This window comes from Enterobacter sp. Crenshaw (genome assembly GCF_024734705.1).
In the GTDB taxonomy this organism is placed as follows: Bacteria; Pseudomonadota; Gammaproteobacteria; order Enterobacterales; family Enterobacteriaceae; genus Enterobacter; species Enterobacter asburiae_B.
Map to the genome: position 1 here is coordinate 3,936,700 of NZ_CP102932.1, position 17,886 is coordinate 3,954,585.

Below are 17,886 nucleotides of genomic sequence, written 5' to 3' on the forward strand. Positions count from 1 at the left end.
TTGTTAATCGCAACGCACGAATTAACAACGATTTTACGGGAAATTTTATTGAAACTCCCCCTCCGGGCAGAGGGGGATATCACGACATTACTCTTCGCTGTCACCCGCAGCGCTGCGTGCAGGAGAGTCAATCTCCACGCGGTCGATGCGCTGCAGGCCGCGCATCAGCGAGCCGCGGCGACCGCGCTCACCCACCACTTTCTGCAGCTCTTCCGGACGAAGCTTGATCTTACGCTTGCCGACGTGAATGGTCAGCGTGCTCTGCGGCGGCAGGAGGAAGAGGTGCGCCAGGCCATCTTCGCCTTTCGCGGCTTCCGCCGACGGGATGTTGATGATCTTGTTGCCCTTGCCTTTCGACAGCTCCGGCAGATCGCTGACCGGGAACATCAGCATACGTCCGGCGGTGGTGATCGCCAGCAGCATGTCGCTTTCGTTCTCGATCACCAGCGGCGCCATCACGTGGGCGTTGTCCGGCAGGCTAATCAGCGCCTTACCGGCACGGTTACGGGAGACCAGATCGTTGAAGGTACAGATAAAGCCGTAGCCCGCATCGGACGCCAGCAGCAGCTTCTGGTCATCGGCTTCCATCAGCATATGGTCAACCGTCGCCCCCGGCGGCAGCGTCAGCTTGCCGGTGAGCGGCTCGCCCTGCCCGCGCGCGGAAGGCAGCGTAATCGGGTCGATGGCGTAGCTGCGGCCGGTGGAGTCGATAAACGCCACCGGCTGGTTGCTCTTGCCTTTCACCGCCGCTTTGAAGCTGTCGCCCGCTTTGTAGCTCAGCCCCGGCGCGTCGATATCGTGGCCTTTGGCGCTGCGCACCCAGCCGCTCTGCGACAGAACAATCGTGACCGGCTCGGACGGCTGCATGTCGTGCTCGTTCATCGCCTTCGCTTCTTCGCGCTCGTGCAGCGGAGACCGACGGTCGTCGCCGAAGGCGTCGGCATCGGCCTGCAGCTCTTTCTTCAGCAGGGTATTCATCTTGCGCTCGGACGCGAGGATCGCCTGCAGCTGATCGCGCTCTTTTTCCAGCTCGTTCTGCTCGCCGCGGATCTTCATCTCTTCCAGTTTGGCGAGATGGCGCAGCTTCAGTTCGAGGATCGCTTCGGCCTGGGTTTCGCTGATGCCAAAGCGCGACATCAGCGCCGGCTTCGGCTCGTCCTCGGTACGGATGATCTCAATCACTTCGTCGATATTGAGGAACGCCACCAGCAAACCTTCGAGGATATGCAGGCGCTTAAGCACTTTCTCCAGACGATGGTTCAGACGACGCCGGACCGTATCGCGGCGGAACGTCAGCCATTCGGTGAGGATCTCCAGCAGGTTTTTCACCGCCGGGCGTCCGTCGAGGCCAATCATGTTCAGGTTGATGCGGTAGCTTTTTTCCAGATCGGTGGTGGCAAACAGGTGGTTCATCACCTGCTCCATGTCCACGCGATTGGAGCGCGGCACGATCACCAGACGGGTCGGGTTCTCGTGATCCGATTCGTCGCGCAGGTCGTCCACCATCGGCAGCTTTTTATTGCGCATCTGGGAGGCGATCTGCTCCAGCACTTTGGCACCGGAAACCTGATGCGGCAGCGCGGTGATCACCACGGCGCCGTCCTCTTTATTCCACACCGCGCGCATGCGCACGGAGCCGCGACCGTTCTGGTAGATTTTGCGGATTTCCGCGCGCGAGGTGATGATCTCGGCTTCGGTCGGGAAATCTGGCCCCTGCACGATATCCAGCAGCTCGTCGAGCGTCGCTTTCGGCTGCTCAATCAGGGTAATAGCGGCTTTCGCCACTTCACGCAGGTTGTGCGGTGGAATGTCCGTCGCCATACCGACCGCGATACCGGTGGTGCCGTTCAGCAGAATGTTCGGCAGACGCGCGGGCAGCATCTTCGGCTCCTGCATCGTACCGTCGAAGTTCGGCACCCAGTCAACGGTTCCCTGACCCAGCTCGCCCAGCAGCACTTCGGCATATTTAGAGAGACGGGATTCGGTATAACGCATCGCCGCGAAGGATTTCGGATCGTCCGGCGCACCCCAGTTCCCCTGCCCGTCCACCAGCGGGTAGCGGTAAGAGAACGGCTGCGCCATCAGCACCATCGCTTCATAACAGGCGCTGTCGCCGTGCGGATGGTATTTACCCAGTACGTCACCGACGGTACGGGCGGATTTCTTGAACTTGGCGGTGGCGTTCAGCCCCAGTTCGGACATCGCATACACGATGCGGCGCTGAACGGGCTTCAGGCCATCCCCGATAAACGGCAACGCCCTGTCCATGATGACGTACATGGAGTAGTTCAGGTAGGCGTTTTCCGTGAATTCATGTAGCGCGAGGCGCTCTGCCATATCGCTCATTACGTGTGATTCCTCAACTCAGAAACCGAAGGGTTTCAGGCAATATTGCCGCAGATACTACCTCATCTGATGAATTGAGTCACAAAGAAAAAGGGCCGCACAGGCGGCCCTTTTCGGGTTATTTGTTCAGCTTAATAACCTGCTTCACGTCGATTTCAAACTCGTTCCAGTCTTTATCGACTTTACCCTGCAGTTCAACTTTATCCTGCGGAGTGACGGTCACGCCGTTCCAGCGCTTGTGGTCAATCTCAACCACGACCGTGCCGGATTCATCGCGGAAGGTGTAGCGGTCATCGGACAGGCGCTCGGTAATGTTCCCGCGCAGCTTCACCCAGGCATCGTCCTTCAGGTCTTTCACTTTTGCCGCGGTGGTGAGGTTGGCGTTGTTATCGACAAAACCGCCCTGCTGAGTTTGCGTCTGGGTCTGTGTGGCCGATGGGCCAGTAAAACCGCCCTGAGCAGCAAAGACCGGCGCGGTGGTCATCATCATGATGGCAGCAATTGCAGCGAATTTTTTCATCTTTATCTCTCCCTTTAATGTCGTTTCGCAGTCCATTTAACAGGGTAATCCTTAACAACTTCTTAAGGGAAAAATTTATTTATTATTGCTGTACAGCAGGCGCTTACAGAGGGTTTACTGACGACATCAAGGAGGGAACATGCGCATTTTACTGGTAGAAGACGACAGGTTAATCGGCGACGGTATCAAGGCGGGGTTGAGCAAAATGGGCTTTAGCGTGGACTGGTTTACCGACGGTAAAACCGGCCAGGCCGCGCTCTCCTCTGCGCCCTATGATGCCGTGGTGCTGGATCTGACGCTGCCGGAAATTGACGGTCTGGACATCCTGCGCGCGTGGCGCGAAAGCGGGCGCAGCGAGCCGGTATTAATTCTGACGGCGCGGGATGCGCTTAACCAGCGCGTCGAAGGACTGCGTCTTGGCGCGGATGATTATCTCTGTAAGCCGTTCGCGCTGATCGAAGTGGGTGCCCGCCTCGAAGCGCTGGTCCGCCGCAGCCACGGCCAGGCGAGTAGCGAGCTGCGTCACGGGAAGGTCACGCTCGATCCGAGCCGTCTCATCGCCACGCTGGACGGTGAGCCGCTGACGCTCAAGCCGAAAGAGTTCGCGCTGCTGGAGCTGTTAATGCGTAACGCCGGTCGGGTGCTGCCGCGAAAGCTGATCGAGGAAAAACTCTATACCTGGGACGACGATGTCTCCAGCAACGCCATCGAGGTTCACGTCCATCATTTGCGCCGCAAGCTTGGGAGCGAGTTTATCCGCACCGTGCACGGCATCGGCTATACCCTGGGTGACGCATGAAACTGAGCCTGAAGCTGCGCCTGACGCTTCTCTTTTTACTTCTGTCTCTGACGGCCTGGTTTGCCGCCAGCCTGGTTGCCTGGCAGCAGACGACCCACAAGCTCGACAAGCTGTTCGATACCCAGCAGATGCTGTTTGCTAAACGGCTGCTGACGATGGATCTGGACGAGATCCGCGCCCCCGAACGCATGCGCGAGATCCCGAAAAAAGTGAAGCACGGTCGTCTGGACGACGACGCGCTGGCTTTCGCCATTTACGCCGTCGACGGCAAAATGCTCCTCAACGACGGTGAAAACGGACGCGATATCCCGTACCACTATCGCCGCGACGGGTTCGATAACGGGCAGCTGCAGGGCGACAACGACGAATGGCGCTTTTTATGGCTGACCTCACCCGACGGGAAGTACCGCGTGGTGGTCGGCCAGGAGTGGGAGTACCGCCAGGAGATGGCGCTGGACGTGGTCAGCTCGCAGCTTACGCCGTGGCTGGTGGCGCTACCCGTAATGCTGCTGTTGCTGATCCTGCTGTTGAGCCGTGAACTGAAGCCGTTGAAAAAGCTGGCGCAGACCCTGCGCTCCCGCTCGCCGGATGCCACCGATAAACTGCCGACCGAGGGCGTCCCTACGGAAGTACGCCCCCTGCTCGACTCGCTGAATCATCTCTTCGCGCGCACCCAGGAGATGATGACCCGCGAGCGCCGCTTTACGTCCGATGCCGCCCACGAGCTGCGCAGCCCGCTGGCGGCCCTGAAGGTGCAAACTGACGTGGCCCAGCTCTCTCATGACGATCCGCAGGCGCGGGAAAAAGCGCTGATGCAGCTGCATGCGGGCATCGACCGCGCCTCCCGGCTGGTGGATCAGCTCCTCACGCTGTCGCGTCTGGACTCGCTGGATAACCTGGACGATGTTGAACCGATAACGGTTGCCGACTTGCTGCAGTCGGCCGTGCTGGATATCTGGCATCCGGCGCAGCAGGCGGGCATTGATATTCGCCTGAACATCCATGCACCAGAGGTGACACGCACGGGCCAGCAGCTGCTCCTGAGCCTGCTGGTGCGCAACCTGCTGGATAACGCGATTCGCTACAGCCCGCGCGGCAGCGTGGTGGACGTAACGCTGGACGCGCGTGGCTTTACCGTGCGCGACAACGGCCCAGGCATTTCACCTGACGCGCTGGCGCGCATCGGCGAGCGCTTTTATCGCCCGCCGGGTCAGGATGCCACGGGCAGCGGGCTGGGGTTATCCATTGTAAAACGCATCGCCGCCCTGCACGGGATGCGCGTTTCGCTGAGCAATGCGCCTGAAGGCGGTTTTGAAGCGAAGGTCAGCTGGTAAGGGATTATTGCGTTTAACGCAAAAGACTTTGCACATTTTGCTCATTTTACCGCACCGTCCTCGCGCGTAGAATACTGGCCATACTCTCATCATCGAGGACAAATAATGAGCAACATCCTGATTATCAACGGTGCAAAAGAATTTGCGCACTCTAAAGGCCAGCTGAATGACACCCTGACCGAGGTCGCGGACGGTTTCCTGCGCGACGCCGGGCATGATGTTAAGGTCGTGCGTGCGGACAGCAATTATGACGTGAAGGCCGAAGTGCAGAACTTCCTGTGGGCTGACGTGGTGATCTGGCAGATGCCAGGCTGGTGGATGGGCGCGCCGTGGACCGTGAAAAAATACATGGACGACGTGTTCACCGAAGGTCACGGCTCGCTGTATGCCAGCGATGGCCGCACCCGCTCTGACGCCTCCAAAAAATACGGCTCGGGCGGCCTGATTCAGGGCAAAAAATATATGCTCTCGCTGACCTGGAACGCCCCGCTGGAAGCCTTCACCGATAAAGATCAGTTCTTCGAAGGCGTGGGCGTCGACGGCGCGTACCTGCCGTTCCACAAGGCTAACCAGTTCCTGGGCATGGATCCGCTGCCGACCTTTATCGTCAACGACGTGATTAAAATGCCTGACGTCCCGAGCTATATCGCAGAATATCGCAAGCATCTCGCGGAAATTTTTGCTTAACTGGTAGCCTGGAATTAAAGGAGTAGTAAACATGCTTACCGTAATCGCAGAAATCCGTACTCGTCCAGGTCAACATCACCGCCAGGCGGTGCTGGATCAGTTCGCGAAAATTATCCCGACCGTACTGAAAGAAGAAGGCTGCCACGGCTACGCGCCGATGGTGGATGCCGCCACTGACGCCAGCTTCCAGGCGACCGCGCCAGACTCGATCATCATGGTTGAGCAGTGGGAAACCGTCGCGCATCTTGAAGCGCACCTGCAGACCGCGCACATGAAAGCGTGGAGCGACGCGGTGAAGGGTGACGTGCTGGAAACCCACATCCGCATTCTGGAGCAAGGGGTTTAAGTTTCCCCTCCCCCGCCCTCTCCCGAAAGGAGAGGGAGAACAGATCCAGGCCCGGTGAGCGTCAGCGCTACCGGGCTTTGTTTTTAGGTGCTTTTCTTCCCCGGCTTTAACCCACGGTGTAGCTCGTTGATGCGCTTCATCGACTTGATGGTGCGCTGCGGCTCGGTGGAGGCGACGGATAAAATGATCATCTCCAGACACAGCAGCACCGTGCCGTGGAGCGGGATTTTGCCTTTTTCGCCGCCGCGCGGAACGTGGATCACCACGCTGGCCTCCTTGCTGAAACGCGAATCGAGGGCGTTGGTCAGCAATATAGTTGGAATGCCCAGACGTTTTGCTTCACGCAGCGTGGTTTGCCCCTCCCGGTGCGCGGATTTCTGCGCCATCATCACCAGCACGTCGCCGCGCTGAAGCGCAATCAGCTGCTCGGAAAGCCCTATTCCGGTACGGTTAAGCGGCGTGGCGGGTAACCCCATGCGGCTGAACAGCCTGGCGGTGTACTCGGCCAGAATGCCGGAGGCGCCAATGCCAAATATGGCGACCTGCCTCGCCTGCGCCAGCAGAGAGACCGCCTGGGCCATCGCGTAGCGGTTGTGGGGCTCGGATAACACCTCGCAGGTGTGCTGATGCCCCTCCAGCACAAAATCAATGCTCGCGTTGACGTCGCTGGCGAGCGTATTCACCGTGGTGGACATCTTTTCGCTGGAGGTGACCACCGGACCAAACCACTGCTCCAGCGTTTGCTTGAGATCGCGCAGCCCGGCGAAACCAAGCGCCTGAATGGCGCGGACTACCGTGGCATCCGACGTTTTCAACAGCGTCGCGATCTCCATTGCGGTCTGTTCCATCACCGCTTCGCGGTTGTCATGGATATAGCGTGCAACCTGCAGCAGACGCGGCGTCAGCTGATGCGCACGCGCGCGAAAGCGGTCGCCATAGACATCCACGCGCCCTTTCTCTTTGCGGATCACCGTGACGCCTCCGGCAGCGGACGCCCGGCAATATGCGACTGCACCTGCGCGGCCATCAGCCCTAACGAGGCGTACGAATTCGAGATGGCCTCTTCACGCGAGATCAGCACGTAATGCCCGGTTCTGCAGGCATTCAGGAACTGACACCAGCCCGGCATGACCGCATCCATCGCCGCCAGCTCGTCCTGCGGTTTACCGCCCGTATCCCCGCGCCAGGTGGCGAAGACGAAATCGGCATCCAGCTCCGGCAGGCGCTCGGCGCTGACGTCGATGCGCCCTCCGTCCGGGATGGACTCAATCAGCGGCGGGAAGATGAACCCGGCGTCGCGCAACACGCGGCCCAGCGAGTGGTAGCTGTGCATGGCATTAATCTTTCCCTGATTCGCCTGAATCACGGACACGGTCACCTTGCGGGTATCAATTGTCGCCTTCAGGGCCTTAATCTGCTCCTGATAGCGCCGCTCCAGAACCTTGAGCCGCGCCTGCGTTCCCGTCAGCTGAGCCAGCTTGCGATAGATCTCCGGCGCGCCGCCGCCGAGATGATCGATGCTCACCGTCGGGGCAATTTTTGCCAGCTGTTCCAGCGGGGTGTTGCGGGTCGGCTCGGTCACGATGAGGTCAGGCTTTGCGGCGGCGATGGCTTCAATGTCGATATCGGCCGTGCCGATAAACTTAATGTCGGAATTATCAAAGTCGACGCCGGTCAACATGCCGCTGGAGCGCAGAAAGTGGCTGCCGTCCGGCCGCGTGCGGCCATGGCTTGCCACCGGCGGCACGCCAAGCTCAATCAGCGGAATGGTGATATCCAGATCGTGTAAAGAGACAATCCGTTTCGGATGAACCGGTACCACCACTTTTCGGTTAAGATCGTCAGTAAACGTCTGCGTCGGCTCCGCCGCACCCACCGCGAACCCCACCAGCAACAGCATCGAAAACACTACGCGCATTTTAGTCCCCTAAAATCTGTCCCGACGCTGCCAGAGCAGCAGCAGGAAAAACGGTCCGCCAATCAGTGAAATCACAATTCCCGCCGGCAGCTGCAGCGGGAGGAACGCCAGACGTCCGACGTTATCCGCCAGCAGCACCAGCAGCGCGCCCAGCACGGCGCTTCCCGTCAGGAGCGCGGTTTGCCCACCGCGCAGCAGCAGGCGCGCCATATGCGGAGCAATCAACCCCACGAAACCAATACTGCCCACGCACGAGACGCAGGCCGCCGTCAGCACCACCGGGGCGAGAACCCGCAGCAGCGCCAGCCGGGTTATGCGCACGCCAAGGCCCGCTGCGGCCTGATTACCAAGCAACACCACGTCCGCAGCCCGCGCGGTAAACAGCAGCAGCGCAAACGCGGGGGCAGCCCAGAGCGTGGCTAACCCCACCAGCGTCCAGTTTGCCGCATGCAGGCTTCCCGCCAGCCACAGCATCGCCGTCTGCACGTCCCGCACGTCGGCGGTGGTGATAAAGACGCCCATTGCGGCGGCAAACGCCCACGACACGCCGATGCCGATCAGGATGAACCGCGGGCGCGAGATATCGCGCGCCAGGGCGATAACCAGCAGCGCGGTAAGCAGCCCGCCGGCCATGCCGACCAGAGGACGCCAGGCCAGGCCCAGCGCCGGGAACTGAAAAATCAGCAGCAGTACCGCCGCGCTACAGCCCTCCTTCACGCCGATAAGCCCGGGATCGGCCAGACCATTGCGGGTGATGGACTGCATTGCCGCCCCCGCCATACCGAGCATCGCGCCGCACAGCACCGCCATCAGCAGGCGCGGCAGGCGGATATTCATCACGATGTAGCGCGTCTCCGCCGTCAGGCTCTCAGGAGAAAACAGCGCCCGCCCGATGGCGGAGGTGGGAACAGGCAGAGATCCGTGCGTCAGGCCAAAGCCCAGCAGGCTTAACGCCACCAGCGCTAAAAGCGTCAGGCACGCCAGCGCCCTCGGGCGAACCAGCGCCGATACACGGCCAATACGGATCGCGCGGAATCCGGCCCGGTTCATTTGAACATCCTCGATGCCATAAAGATGAATACGGGTGCGCCGACCAGGGCCGTCATGATGCCGGTTGCCAGCTCCCAGGGCGTAAACAGCGTGCGGGCGGCGATATCCGCCAGCAGCAGAACCAGCGCGCCACACAGGGCAGACAGCGGCACCATAACGCGTAAATCCACCGACACCAGACGGCGAATGAGCTGCGGCACGACCAGGCCGATAAAGCCAATCGGCCCGGTAATTGAGACGGCCGCGCCGCAGAGCAGCGCGATGGCCAGCAGGGCAAGCAGGCGGGTTTTCAGCAGCGACACGCCAAGCCCCTGCGCCATTCGGTCTCCCAGCGCCAGCATGTTGAGCGAGGGCGACAGCCCGATGGCGAGAACAAAACCGGCTGTTGCGGCCCACAGGGCGCTCCGGAGCGTCTGCACGTTGATCCCGGACAGGTCCCCTGCCAGCCAGGTGCGCATGGCGAGCAGCGTCTGTTCATCGAGGATTAACACCGCGGCGGTAATCGACGAGGCAAACGCCGACATCGCCACGCCGCACAGCGTGACCTTCATCGGCGTAAGCCCGGTGCGACCGGACGAGGAGAACATCAGCACCAGCAAAAACAGCGCGGCGGCACCGGCGGCGGCAACGAGCGGGCGACCAAACGGCAGCGACAGCCCAAGCGCGCTGGTAATCACGACCGCCAGCGCGGCCCCGGCGTTGAGCCCCAGAATATGCGGCTCGCCGAGCGGGTTGCGGATCACGGACTGCAGCAGCACGCCCGCCACGCCGAGGGCGGCGCCCGTCACCATCGCGGCGCAGAGGCGCAGCAGTCTTAATTTGATAATGACGTTATGGTCGAAATTGCGCGGATCGAAATGGAAGAATGCCTCCACCACCGTCTGCGGGGCGATGAAGCGTGCGCCGATGCCCAGGTGCATAATCGCGCCCAGCGCCAGCAGCAATGCGAAGATCGGGAAGGCCAGAGAGGAGCGCATCATGGCTGAACGGTGCTCTGGCGAAACGGCATAAAGAACGGCTTGCCGGTCAACGGGTTTATGGACATATGCACGTCGACATCAAACACCGCTTTGATCAGCTCCGGCGTGCAGACATCGCCCTCATGCAATACGCCTTCAACTTTCCCCTGGCGTAAAAAGACCAGCGAATCGCCGTAGTTTACGGCGAAGTTGAGATCGTGCAGCACCACCACGACGGTACGCCCGTGCCGGCGGGTCAGGGTGTGCAGCAGTTCCAGGATCTCCACCTGATAGCGGAGATCGAGAAACGTCGTGGGCTCGTCAAGCAGGATATACGGCGTTTGCTGCGCCAGCGCCATGGCGATCCAGCAGCGCTGACGCTGGCCGCCGGATAAGCTTTCCACCGGCATATGGGCAAACTCTGCCGTGCCGGTCAGGCGCAGGGCCTCTTCCACCGCCAGTTCGTCCTCGTCGCTCCACTGGCGCATAAAGTTTTGCCAGGGAAAACGCCCGCGCGAGACCAGTTCAAAGACGGTCAGCCCTTCCGGGAGCAGCGGAGACTGCGGCAGGATACCCAGCTGGCGGGCGACGGCTTTGGTCGGCTGCTCGTGGATCGCCTTGCCGTCGAGAACTGCCGCGCCGCCAAGCGGCTGAAGCAAACGCGCAATGGTGCTCAGCAGCGTGGATTTTCCGCAGCCGTTCGCCCCTACCAGCACGGTCATTTTCTGCTGTGGGATCGCAAGGGAGATATCATCAACGATGATTTTTTTCTGATAGCCCGCAGAGAGGTTCTCCAGAACCAGTCCCGGTTTTTTTGTGTTGTGAGCCACGTGAATGCCAACGTAATAAAAAAGCGCAACAAATATAAATAAAAATCATTCTCTTTTGAGAGTTTGACGCTGCGCCATGTAGTAGTCAAGAGAAGAAAAACCCTGATAAAACCAGGGATAAGCCTGAGGGAAAATGAACAAGGAATGTCTTTAAAAAACATTTAATTCAATAAATTAATAATCCTCCCGCTGCGCTTATACGCCCGGCTAAACGTTGTAGTCGATTTTTTCTTTTTTCCATTTACTACTACATTCGCGCATGATTGAATGATTCTCAATTACATGTCCGATGCCCACCGTGGCTAACGGACAGACCGTAAAGGGCAATGACTCACACATTTTTCCGCGAAACGTCATTCGCGGGATATTTCGGGATAACAGATGTAATGGCTACGTTCACACCTTCACTCTCTGGGGTAAAAGGGCGCGCGCTCTTTTCACTGCTGTTTATGGCGCCGCTGGTGCAGGCAGCAGATAACACCGCGACTAAAGACGGCGAAACGCTTACCGTCACCGCCGATCCAAATACGACGGTGGAGGCCACGAATGGCTATCAGCCGTTGAATACCTCCACCGCGACGTTAACCAACATGCCGATGCTGGACATCCCGCAGGTGGTCAATACCGTCAGCGACAAAGTGCTGGCGGATCAGCATGCCACCACGCTGGATGAAGCGCTCTATAACGTCAGCAACGTGGTGCAGACCAACACACTGGGCGGTACGCAGGATGCCTTCGTGCGCCGCGGATTTGGCGCGAACCGCGACGGCTCGATCATGACCAACGGCCTGCGCACCGTGCTGCCGCGCAGCTTTAATGCCGCAACCGAGCGCGTAGAGGTGCTGAAAGGCCCGGCCTCGACGCTCTACGGCATTCTCGATCCGGGCGGCCTGATTAACGTCGTCACCAAACGCCCGGAGAAGACCTTCGGCGGTTCCCTTTCCGCTACCTCGTCCAGCTTTGGCGGCGGCACCGGACAGGTTGATGTTACCGGCCCGATTGACGGCACGCGCCTGGCGTATCGCCTGACGGGCGAATATCAGGACGAGGATTACTGGCGCAATTTCGGCACCGAACGCAGCACCTTTATTGCCCCGTCGCTGACCTGGTTTGGCGACGACGCCACCGTGACCGTGCTCTATTCGCATCGCGACTATAAAACGCCGTTCGATCGCGGAACGATCTTCGATCTCAACACTAAAAAAGCCGTCAACGTCGATCGTAAAACCCGCTTCGACGAACCGTTTAACGTGACCGACGGCCAGTCCGATCTCGCTCAGCTCAACGCGGAGTATCGCCTTAATAGCCAGTGGACCGCGAAGCTCGACTACAGCTACAGCCAGGATAAGTACAGCGATAACCAGGCCCGCGTGATGGCCTACGATTCAAAAACCGGCAACCTGACCCGCCGCGTGGATGCGACCCAGGGCTCGACCCAGCGTATGCACACGACGCGCGCGGATCTGCAGGGAAACGTGGACATCGCGGGCTTTTACAATGAGATCCTGACCGGCGTGTCGTATGAGAATTACGATCTGCTGCGTACGGATATGATCCGCTGTAAGAACGTTAAGGACTTCAATATTTACCACCCGAGCTACGGCAGCCTCGGCAAGTGCACCACCGTCTCGGCATCCGACAGCGATCAAACCATTAAGCAGGAAAGCTACTCCGCCTACGCGCAGGACGCGCTGTACCTGACCGATAAGTGGATCGCCGTCGCCGGAATGCGCTATCAGTATTACACCCAGTACGCGGGCAAAGGCCGTCCGTTTAACGTGAACACCGACAGCCGCGACGACCAGTGGACGCCAAAGCTGGGTCTTGTTTATAAGCTCACCCCGGCGGTCTCGCTGTTTGCCAACTATTCCCAGACGTTTATGCCGCAGTCGTCCATTGCGAGCTACATTGGTGACCTGCCGCCGGAAACGTCAAACGCGTATGAAATCGGCGCTAAGTTTGACCTGTTCGACGGCATTACCGCCAATATCGCGCTGTTTGATATTCACAAGCGCAACGTGCTGTACACAGAGAGCGTGGGTGATGAAACCGTCGCTAAAACCGCGGGCCGCGTGCGCTCTCAGGGCGTGGAGGTGGATCTCGCCGGGTCATTGACCGAGAACACCAACATTATCGCCAGCTACGGCTATACCGACGCGAAGGTGCTGGAAGATCCGGACTATGCGGGCAAACCGCTGCCGAACGTGCCGCGCCATACCGGCTCCCTGTTCCTGACCTACGATATTCACAATGCGTTTGCCGGGAATACCCTGACGCTGGGCGGCGGCGGGCACGGCGTAAGCCGTCGTTCCGCAACCAACGGTGCGGATTATTATCTGCCGGGCTATTTCGTGGCGGACGCGTTTGCGGCGTACAAGATGAAGCTACAGTATCCGGTGACGCTGCAGGTGAACGTGAAAAATCTGTTTGATAAGACCTACTACACGTCGTCGATTGCGACCAACAACCTGGGCAACCAGATTGGCGATCCGCGCGAAGTGCAGTTTACGGTGAAGATGGAGTTTTGATGTAAAAAAGCCCGGTGGCGCTAACGCTTACCGGGCCTACGATCCATTCCCTCTCCCGGCGGGAGAGGGTTAGGGTGAGGGCATCAGGCCTCAATATCCGCCATATCGCCTTTCTCCTGCAGCCAGTTACGTCGGTCTTCCGAACGTTTCTTGGCAAGGAGCATATCCATCATGGCGTTGGTTTGCTGCTCGTCTTCATCGCTGATCGTCAGCTGCACCAGACGGCGCGTGTTCGGATCCAGCGTCGTTTCGCGAAGCTGCATCGGGTTCATCTCGCCCAGCCCTTTAAAGCGCTGCACGTTCGGTTTGCCCTTCTTGCGCTTCAGCTGTTCCAGCACGCCCGCTTTCTCTTCTTCCGTCAGCGCGTAGTAAACCTCTTTGCCGAGGTCGATACGGTACAGCGGCGGCAGTGCCACGTGGACGTGACCGTTTTTCACCAGCGTTTTGAAGTGCTTCACGAACAGCGCGCACAGCAGCGTGGCGATGTGCAGACCATCGGAGTCCGCATCCGCGAGGATACAGATCTTGCCGTAGCGCAGCTGGCTCAGATCGTCGCTGTCCGGATCGATGCCGATCGCCACCGAAATATCGTGCACTTCCTGCGAGGCCAGCACTTCATCAGAAGAGACCTCCCAGGTGTTCAGGATCTTACCCTTGAGCGGCATGATCGCCTGATATTCACGATCGCGCGCCTGCTTGGCCGATCCGCCCGCCGAGTCCCCTTCCACGAGGAACAGCTCGGTACGGTTGAGATCCTGCGCGGTACAGTCCGCCAGCTTGCCCGGCAGCGCAGGGCCGCTGGTCAGCTTTTTACGCACCACTTTCTTCGCGGCGCGCAGACGACGCTGGGCGCTGGAAATGGCCATTTCGGCCAGCATCTCTGCTGCCTGCACGTTCTGGTTCAGCCACAGGGTAAACGCATCTTTCACCACGCCGGAAACGAACGCCGCGCACTGACGTGACGACAGGCGCTCTTTGGTCTGACCGGCAAACTGCGGATCCTGCATCTTCACGGAGAGCACGTAGGCGCAGCGATCCCAGATATCTTCCGCCGACAGCTTCACGCCGCGCGGCAGAATATTGCGGTATTCGCAGAACTCACGCATCGCGTCCAGCAGCCCCTGACGCAGGCCGTTGACGTGGGTACCGCCGAGCATGGTTGGGATCAGGTTGACGTAGCTTTCGGTCAGCAGCTCGCCGCCTTCCGGCAGCCACAGCAGCGCCCAGTCCACGGCTTCGGTATCGCCGCTAAAGTTACCGACAAACGGTTTTTCCGGCAGCGTCGGCAGGCCGTTTACCGCTTCGCACAGGTAATCGTTCAGACCGTCGGCGTAGCACCAGGTTTGTGCGGTATTGTTAACGTGATCGGTAAAGGTGATTTCCACGCCCGGACACAGCACCGCTTTGGCTTTCAGCAGGTGCGTCAGGCGAGAAACGGAAAAACGCGGGCTGTCGAAGAAGCTTTCGTCAGGCCAGAAGTGGACGCTGGTACCGGTGTTGCGTTTGCCGCACGTGCCGACAACCTGCAGATCCTGCACCTTATCGCCGTTTTCAAACGCGATGTTGTATACCTGACCGTCGCGACGGACGTTCACTTCCACGCGTTTGGACAGGGCGTTCACCACGGAAATGCCCACGCCGTGCAGACCACCGGAGAACTGGTAGTTCTTGTTGGAGAACTTACCGCCCGCGTGCAGACGACAGAGGATCAGCTCAACGGCAGGCACGCCCTCTTCCGGATGGATATCCACCGGCATGCCGCGCCCGTCGTCGATGACTTCCAGCGACTGATCGGCGTGCAGAATGACGTCAACGCGTTTGGCATGGCCCGCCAGCGCTTCGTCCACACTGTTATCAATAACTTCCTGGCCCAGATGGTTTGGGCGCGTCGTATCGGTGTACATCCCCGGGCGGCGGCGAACCGGCTCAAGCCCGGTGAGGACCTCAATGGCATCAGCGTTATAGGTTTGCGTCATGATTTAAACTAGCAATTCGCATTGATTGTCAGTGGCTGTGCAGTCCAAGAAAATCGACAATCTGGGTGAAATGATTCTCAAAGCCCGTGAAAGCATGGTTTCCGCCCTCTTCTATAGTCTGGCGGCAGGAGGCGTAGTACGCCACTGCCTGGCGGTAATCCAGCACTTCATCACCCGTCTGTTGCAGCAGCCAGATGAGATCCGGTGCCTCAAGCGGGTCGACCTGCATAACTTTGAGATCGTAAATATGGCGTGACTCTAGCACATATTGCTGCCCGGTGTAGGGGTTCTCGTTTTCGCCAAGAAAGTCCCTCAGCAGCTCAAATGGCCGTACCGCCGGATTAACCACAACAGCGGGCAGCATGAAGCATTGTGAGAGCCAGGTGGCGTAGTACCCGCCCAGCGATGAACCGACCACACCGAAGGTTTCGCCGCCGTGCGCAAGCACAATAGATTCCAGCATCTCCGCGGCCTCTGCCGGGTAAGGCGGCAGCTGCGGGATAATCATCTCAACGTCGGGGTGATGCTCGCTCAGCCACTGGCGAAACTGTGTCGCTTTTGCGGAGCGCGGCGAGCTGTTGAATCCGTGCAGATAAAGGAGCGTAGACATCAATAGCCTTCTGAAGCGGTATCCGGGCGGAATTTTGCACCGGTCAAACGGCAGACTTCCGTGGTCAGCGTGCCGTCGGCATGCAGTTCCAGCCAGCGCCAACCTGGCGCGATGGTGTCAAGCGTAAAGTTGGCGCAGTGCGGCTTAAACTGAACGCAGGTCGACGGCGTCGCCAGCATGCGGCGCCCGTTCCAGTCGAGATCCTGTTCCTGATGAATATGTCCACACAGCAGATTTTTCACCCGCGGGAACTTCGCCAGCACGCGATCCAGCGCCGCGGAGTTGCGCAGGCTGTGCTGATCGAGCCAGCTGCAGCCCGCCGGCAGAGGATGATGATGAAGCAACAGCAGCGTGTGACGTTCAGGTTCAGCAGCCAGTTTGGTCTCAAGCCAGTCGAGCTGAAACTCGCTTAACTCACCGTGCGGGACGCCAAACACCTGGCTATCGAGCAGCAGGATCTGCCACTGTTCACCCGCAAAAACACATTTCGCCGGAGAAATTCCCGCATCCTGAAGAGAACTGTACATGGCGGGCTGGAAGTCATGGTTTCCTGGCAGCCAGACGCAAGGCACGCTAAAGCTCGCGATGCCTTCAGCAAAATGCTGGTAGGCCGCGGAGGACTGATCCTGCGCCAGATCGCCCGTTGCGACAATCAGATCGCATGCACGGTTTTCAGCGTGAATGGCGCTAAGTACCGCCTGATAACTCTCCCAGGTGTTGACCCCCAGTAGCGTTTCATGCTTTTCGGCAAAAAGGTGGGTATCGGTGATTTGTAATATCCTGACTGGCGCCCCACCAGCAACAGTCAGGTTCAACAGGCTTTCCAAATGGTGTCCTTAGGTAGGTTTATGACGCTAACAAACCGGAATCGCCATTGCTCCATGTGCTAAACAATATCTTAGCCAGTCGGCTAAAAACTGGTTAATTTGATGCTTTTCGTCGCGTTGATGCAACTTTTTATTCGGGTAATCATACCGCGCCTTGAAGCGAAAGATCTGCTGGCTTGAACACACTTCAGCGACCATCGCGTCGTGATAGAGGCGCACCGTCATCGACGGCAGGCTCCAGTAGCTAATGCTGGGTGCCGTTTGCTCAATCTCCACCAGCGTAGTGTAGCGCGTTGATTCTGTTATCGTTAATCGATACTGCGCGTTGCTCACCTGATAGCTTACCGTTTCGCCGGGTGCGTCGTTTCGCGGCAGCAGGCGGCGCAACTGTGCGAAATTGGTTTCGCACAGGCGCATCATTTCTGGGAAGTCAGGTGTATAGCGCTTCATTTTTTCCACTCGTTTCGTAATGTCTGATAATGCAGCTGCAGCCATTGCAGGGCGATGACAGACGCTGCGTTGTCGATTTTCCCCTCTTCTACCCACTGATAAGCCTGTTCCCGGCTCACCACATGAACCCGAATATCTTCGTTTTCATCTGCCAGACCGTGGATCCCTTCCGCCGTCGTGGCGTCCACTTCGCCCACCATTATGGACAAGCGCTCGCTGGTACCGCCCGGGCTTGCCAGATAGCTCAGCACCGGTTTTGTACGGCCCACCACCAGTCCGGCCTCTTCCAGCGCCTCGCGACGGGCGACGTCTTCAACAGACTCACCTTCTTCGATCATCCCGGCCACCATCTCCAGCAGCCACGGGCTCTCACTGACGTCATAAGCGGCGATGCGGATCTGCTCCACCAGCACAACTTCGTCACGCACTGGGTCAAAGGGTAGCAAGACTGCCGCATGCCCGCGCTCAAAAATTTCGCGTCTGATTTCGCCGCTCATTTCCCCGTTAAACAGGCGATGCCTGAAACGGTAAAGATCCATTGAAAAAAAACCGCTATAAAGCGTTTCTCGTGCAATAATTTCTACATCGTTTTTGGCGAATGTCACGGGCAACTTTTCTGGTTTTTGCATGAGTCGAGTCCTGGTAGCAATGGTGATGAAATTGTGAATTTCAAGGCTGTTTGGCTGCCGTTTGTAAGGCTATATGG

General features: G+C 58.9%; 17 protein-coding genes. 5 read left to right on the plus strand and 12 right to left on the minus strand.

Annotated elements, in window-relative coordinates:
* Positions 1-87: 87 nt before the first annotated feature.
* Positions 88-2,346 carry a DNA topoisomerase IV subunit A gene (gene parC, locus NWV12_RS18660; protein WP_032659942.1) on the minus strand — a complete coding sequence of 753 codons (2,259 nt, stop codon included), beginning with the start codon at positions 2,344-2,346 and terminating at the stop codon, positions 88-90.
* A 118-nt stretch (positions 2,347-2,464) separates the two neighbouring features.
* Positions 2,465-2,866 carry a YgiW/YdeI family stress tolerance OB fold protein gene (locus tag NWV12_RS18665; RefSeq protein ID WP_023309189.1) on the minus strand — a complete coding sequence of 134 codons (402 nt, stop codon included), beginning with the start codon at positions 2,864-2,866 and terminating at the stop codon, positions 2,465-2,467.
* Positions 2,867-3,005: 139 nt separating this feature from the next.
* Between NWV12_RS18665 and qseB the strand changes: the two genes are divergently transcribed.
* From qseB to NWV12_RS18685, 4 genes are all read left to right on the plus strand, one after another.
* The gene (qseB, locus tag NWV12_RS18670; protein ID WP_039262997.1) at positions 3,006-3,665 is read left to right on the plus strand and encodes a quorum sensing response regulator transcription factor QseB; all 660 of its coding nucleotides are present in this window, start codon (positions 3,006-3,008) and stop codon (positions 3,663-3,665) included.
* Complete coding sequence (gene qseC, locus NWV12_RS18675) at positions 3,662-4,999, plus strand: quorum sensing histidine kinase QseC (protein WP_048979113.1); 1,338 nt, start codon at positions 3,662-3,664, stop codon at positions 4,997-4,999. The genes qseB and qseC overlap by 4 nt, the downstream gene beginning before the upstream one ends.
* Before the next feature lie 105 nt (positions 5,000-5,104).
* Positions 5,105-5,686 carry an NAD(P)H-dependent oxidoreductase gene (locus tag NWV12_RS18680; RefSeq protein WP_023333418.1) on the plus strand — a complete coding sequence of 194 codons (582 nt, stop codon included), beginning with the start codon at positions 5,105-5,107 and terminating at the stop codon, positions 5,684-5,686.
* Positions 5,687-5,717: 31 nt separating this feature from the next.
* Positions 5,718-6,032, plus strand: a complete 315-nt coding sequence (locus NWV12_RS18685) for a putative quinol monooxygenase (protein WP_008502984.1) — start codon at positions 5,718-5,720, stop codon at positions 6,030-6,032.
* Between the two features lie 83 nt (positions 6,033-6,115).
* On the opposite strand, the gene NWV12_RS18690 is transcribed toward NWV12_RS18685, so the two are convergent.
* The 5 genes from NWV12_RS18690 to NWV12_RS18710 are packed head-to-tail and all read right to left on the minus strand — an operon-like array spanning position 6,116 to position 10,789.
* Entirely contained in the window at positions 6,116-7,003 is an 888-nt protein-coding gene (locus NWV12_RS18690) for a MurR/RpiR family transcriptional regulator (protein ID WP_048979114.1), read from the minus strand.
* Entirely contained in the window at positions 7,000-7,950 is a 951-nt protein-coding gene (locus NWV12_RS18695) for an iron-siderophore ABC transporter substrate-binding protein (protein ID WP_048979115.1), read from the minus strand. The genes NWV12_RS18690 and NWV12_RS18695 overlap by 4 nt, the downstream gene beginning before the upstream one ends.
* A 9-nt stretch (positions 7,951-7,959) precedes the next feature.
* Positions 7,960-9,000 (minus strand): iron ABC transporter permease, encoded by a 1,041-nt coding sequence (locus NWV12_RS18700; RefSeq protein WP_048979116.1) that lies wholly within the window; start codon positions 8,998-9,000, stop codon positions 7,960-7,962.
* Complete coding sequence (locus NWV12_RS18705) at positions 8,997-9,980, minus strand: iron ABC transporter permease (protein WP_048979117.1); 984 nt, start codon at positions 9,978-9,980, stop codon at positions 8,997-8,999. The genes NWV12_RS18700 and NWV12_RS18705 overlap by 4 nt, the downstream gene beginning before the upstream one ends.
* Positions 9,977-10,789, minus strand: coding sequence for an ABC transporter ATP-binding protein (locus NWV12_RS18710; RefSeq protein WP_048979118.1), 813 nt, complete (start codon positions 10,787-10,789; stop codon positions 9,977-9,979). The genes NWV12_RS18705 and NWV12_RS18710 overlap by 4 nt, the downstream gene beginning before the upstream one ends.
* Positions 10,790-11,175: 386 nt before the next feature.
* Here NWV12_RS18710 and NWV12_RS18715 point away from each other — a divergent pair, with 386 nt between their 5' ends.
* Positions 11,176-13,317 carry a TonB-dependent siderophore receptor gene (locus tag NWV12_RS18715; protein ID WP_048979119.1) on the plus strand — a complete coding sequence of 714 codons (2,142 nt, stop codon included), beginning with the start codon at positions 11,176-11,178 and terminating at the stop codon, positions 13,315-13,317.
* Positions 13,318-13,400: 83 nt separating this feature from the next.
* On the opposite strand, the gene parE is transcribed toward NWV12_RS18715, so the two are convergent.
* From parE to nudF, 5 genes are read right to left on the minus strand one after another with little or no spacing between them, the layout of a single operon-like run.
* A complete protein-coding gene (parE, locus tag NWV12_RS18720; RefSeq protein ID WP_029740698.1) occupies positions 13,401-15,293 on the minus strand; it encodes a DNA topoisomerase IV subunit B in 1,893 nt (630 codons plus the stop codon).
* Between the two features lie 28 nt (positions 15,294-15,321).
* Positions 15,322-15,903, minus strand: a complete 582-nt coding sequence (gene yqiA, locus NWV12_RS18725) for an esterase YqiA (protein WP_008502976.1) — start codon at positions 15,901-15,903, stop codon at positions 15,322-15,324.
* Positions 15,903-16,730: a 3',5'-cyclic-AMP phosphodiesterase gene (gene cpdA / locus NWV12_RS18730; protein ID WP_024906493.1), complete on the minus strand. Its 828-nt coding sequence runs from the start codon at positions 16,728-16,730 to the stop codon at positions 15,903-15,905. Before cpdA ends, yqiA begins: the two co-directional genes overlap by 1 nt.
* A 27-nt stretch (positions 16,731-16,757) precedes the next feature.
* Positions 16,758-17,180 (minus strand): DUF1249 family protein, encoded by a 423-nt coding sequence (locus NWV12_RS18735; RefSeq protein WP_003862516.1) that lies wholly within the window; start codon positions 17,178-17,180, stop codon positions 16,758-16,760.
* Entirely contained in the window at positions 17,177-17,809 is a 633-nt protein-coding gene (nudF, locus tag NWV12_RS18740; RefSeq protein WP_023333429.1) for an ADP-ribose diphosphatase, read from the minus strand. The genes NWV12_RS18735 and nudF overlap by 4 nt, the downstream gene beginning before the upstream one ends.
* Positions 17,810-17,886: the final 77 nt, after the last annotated feature.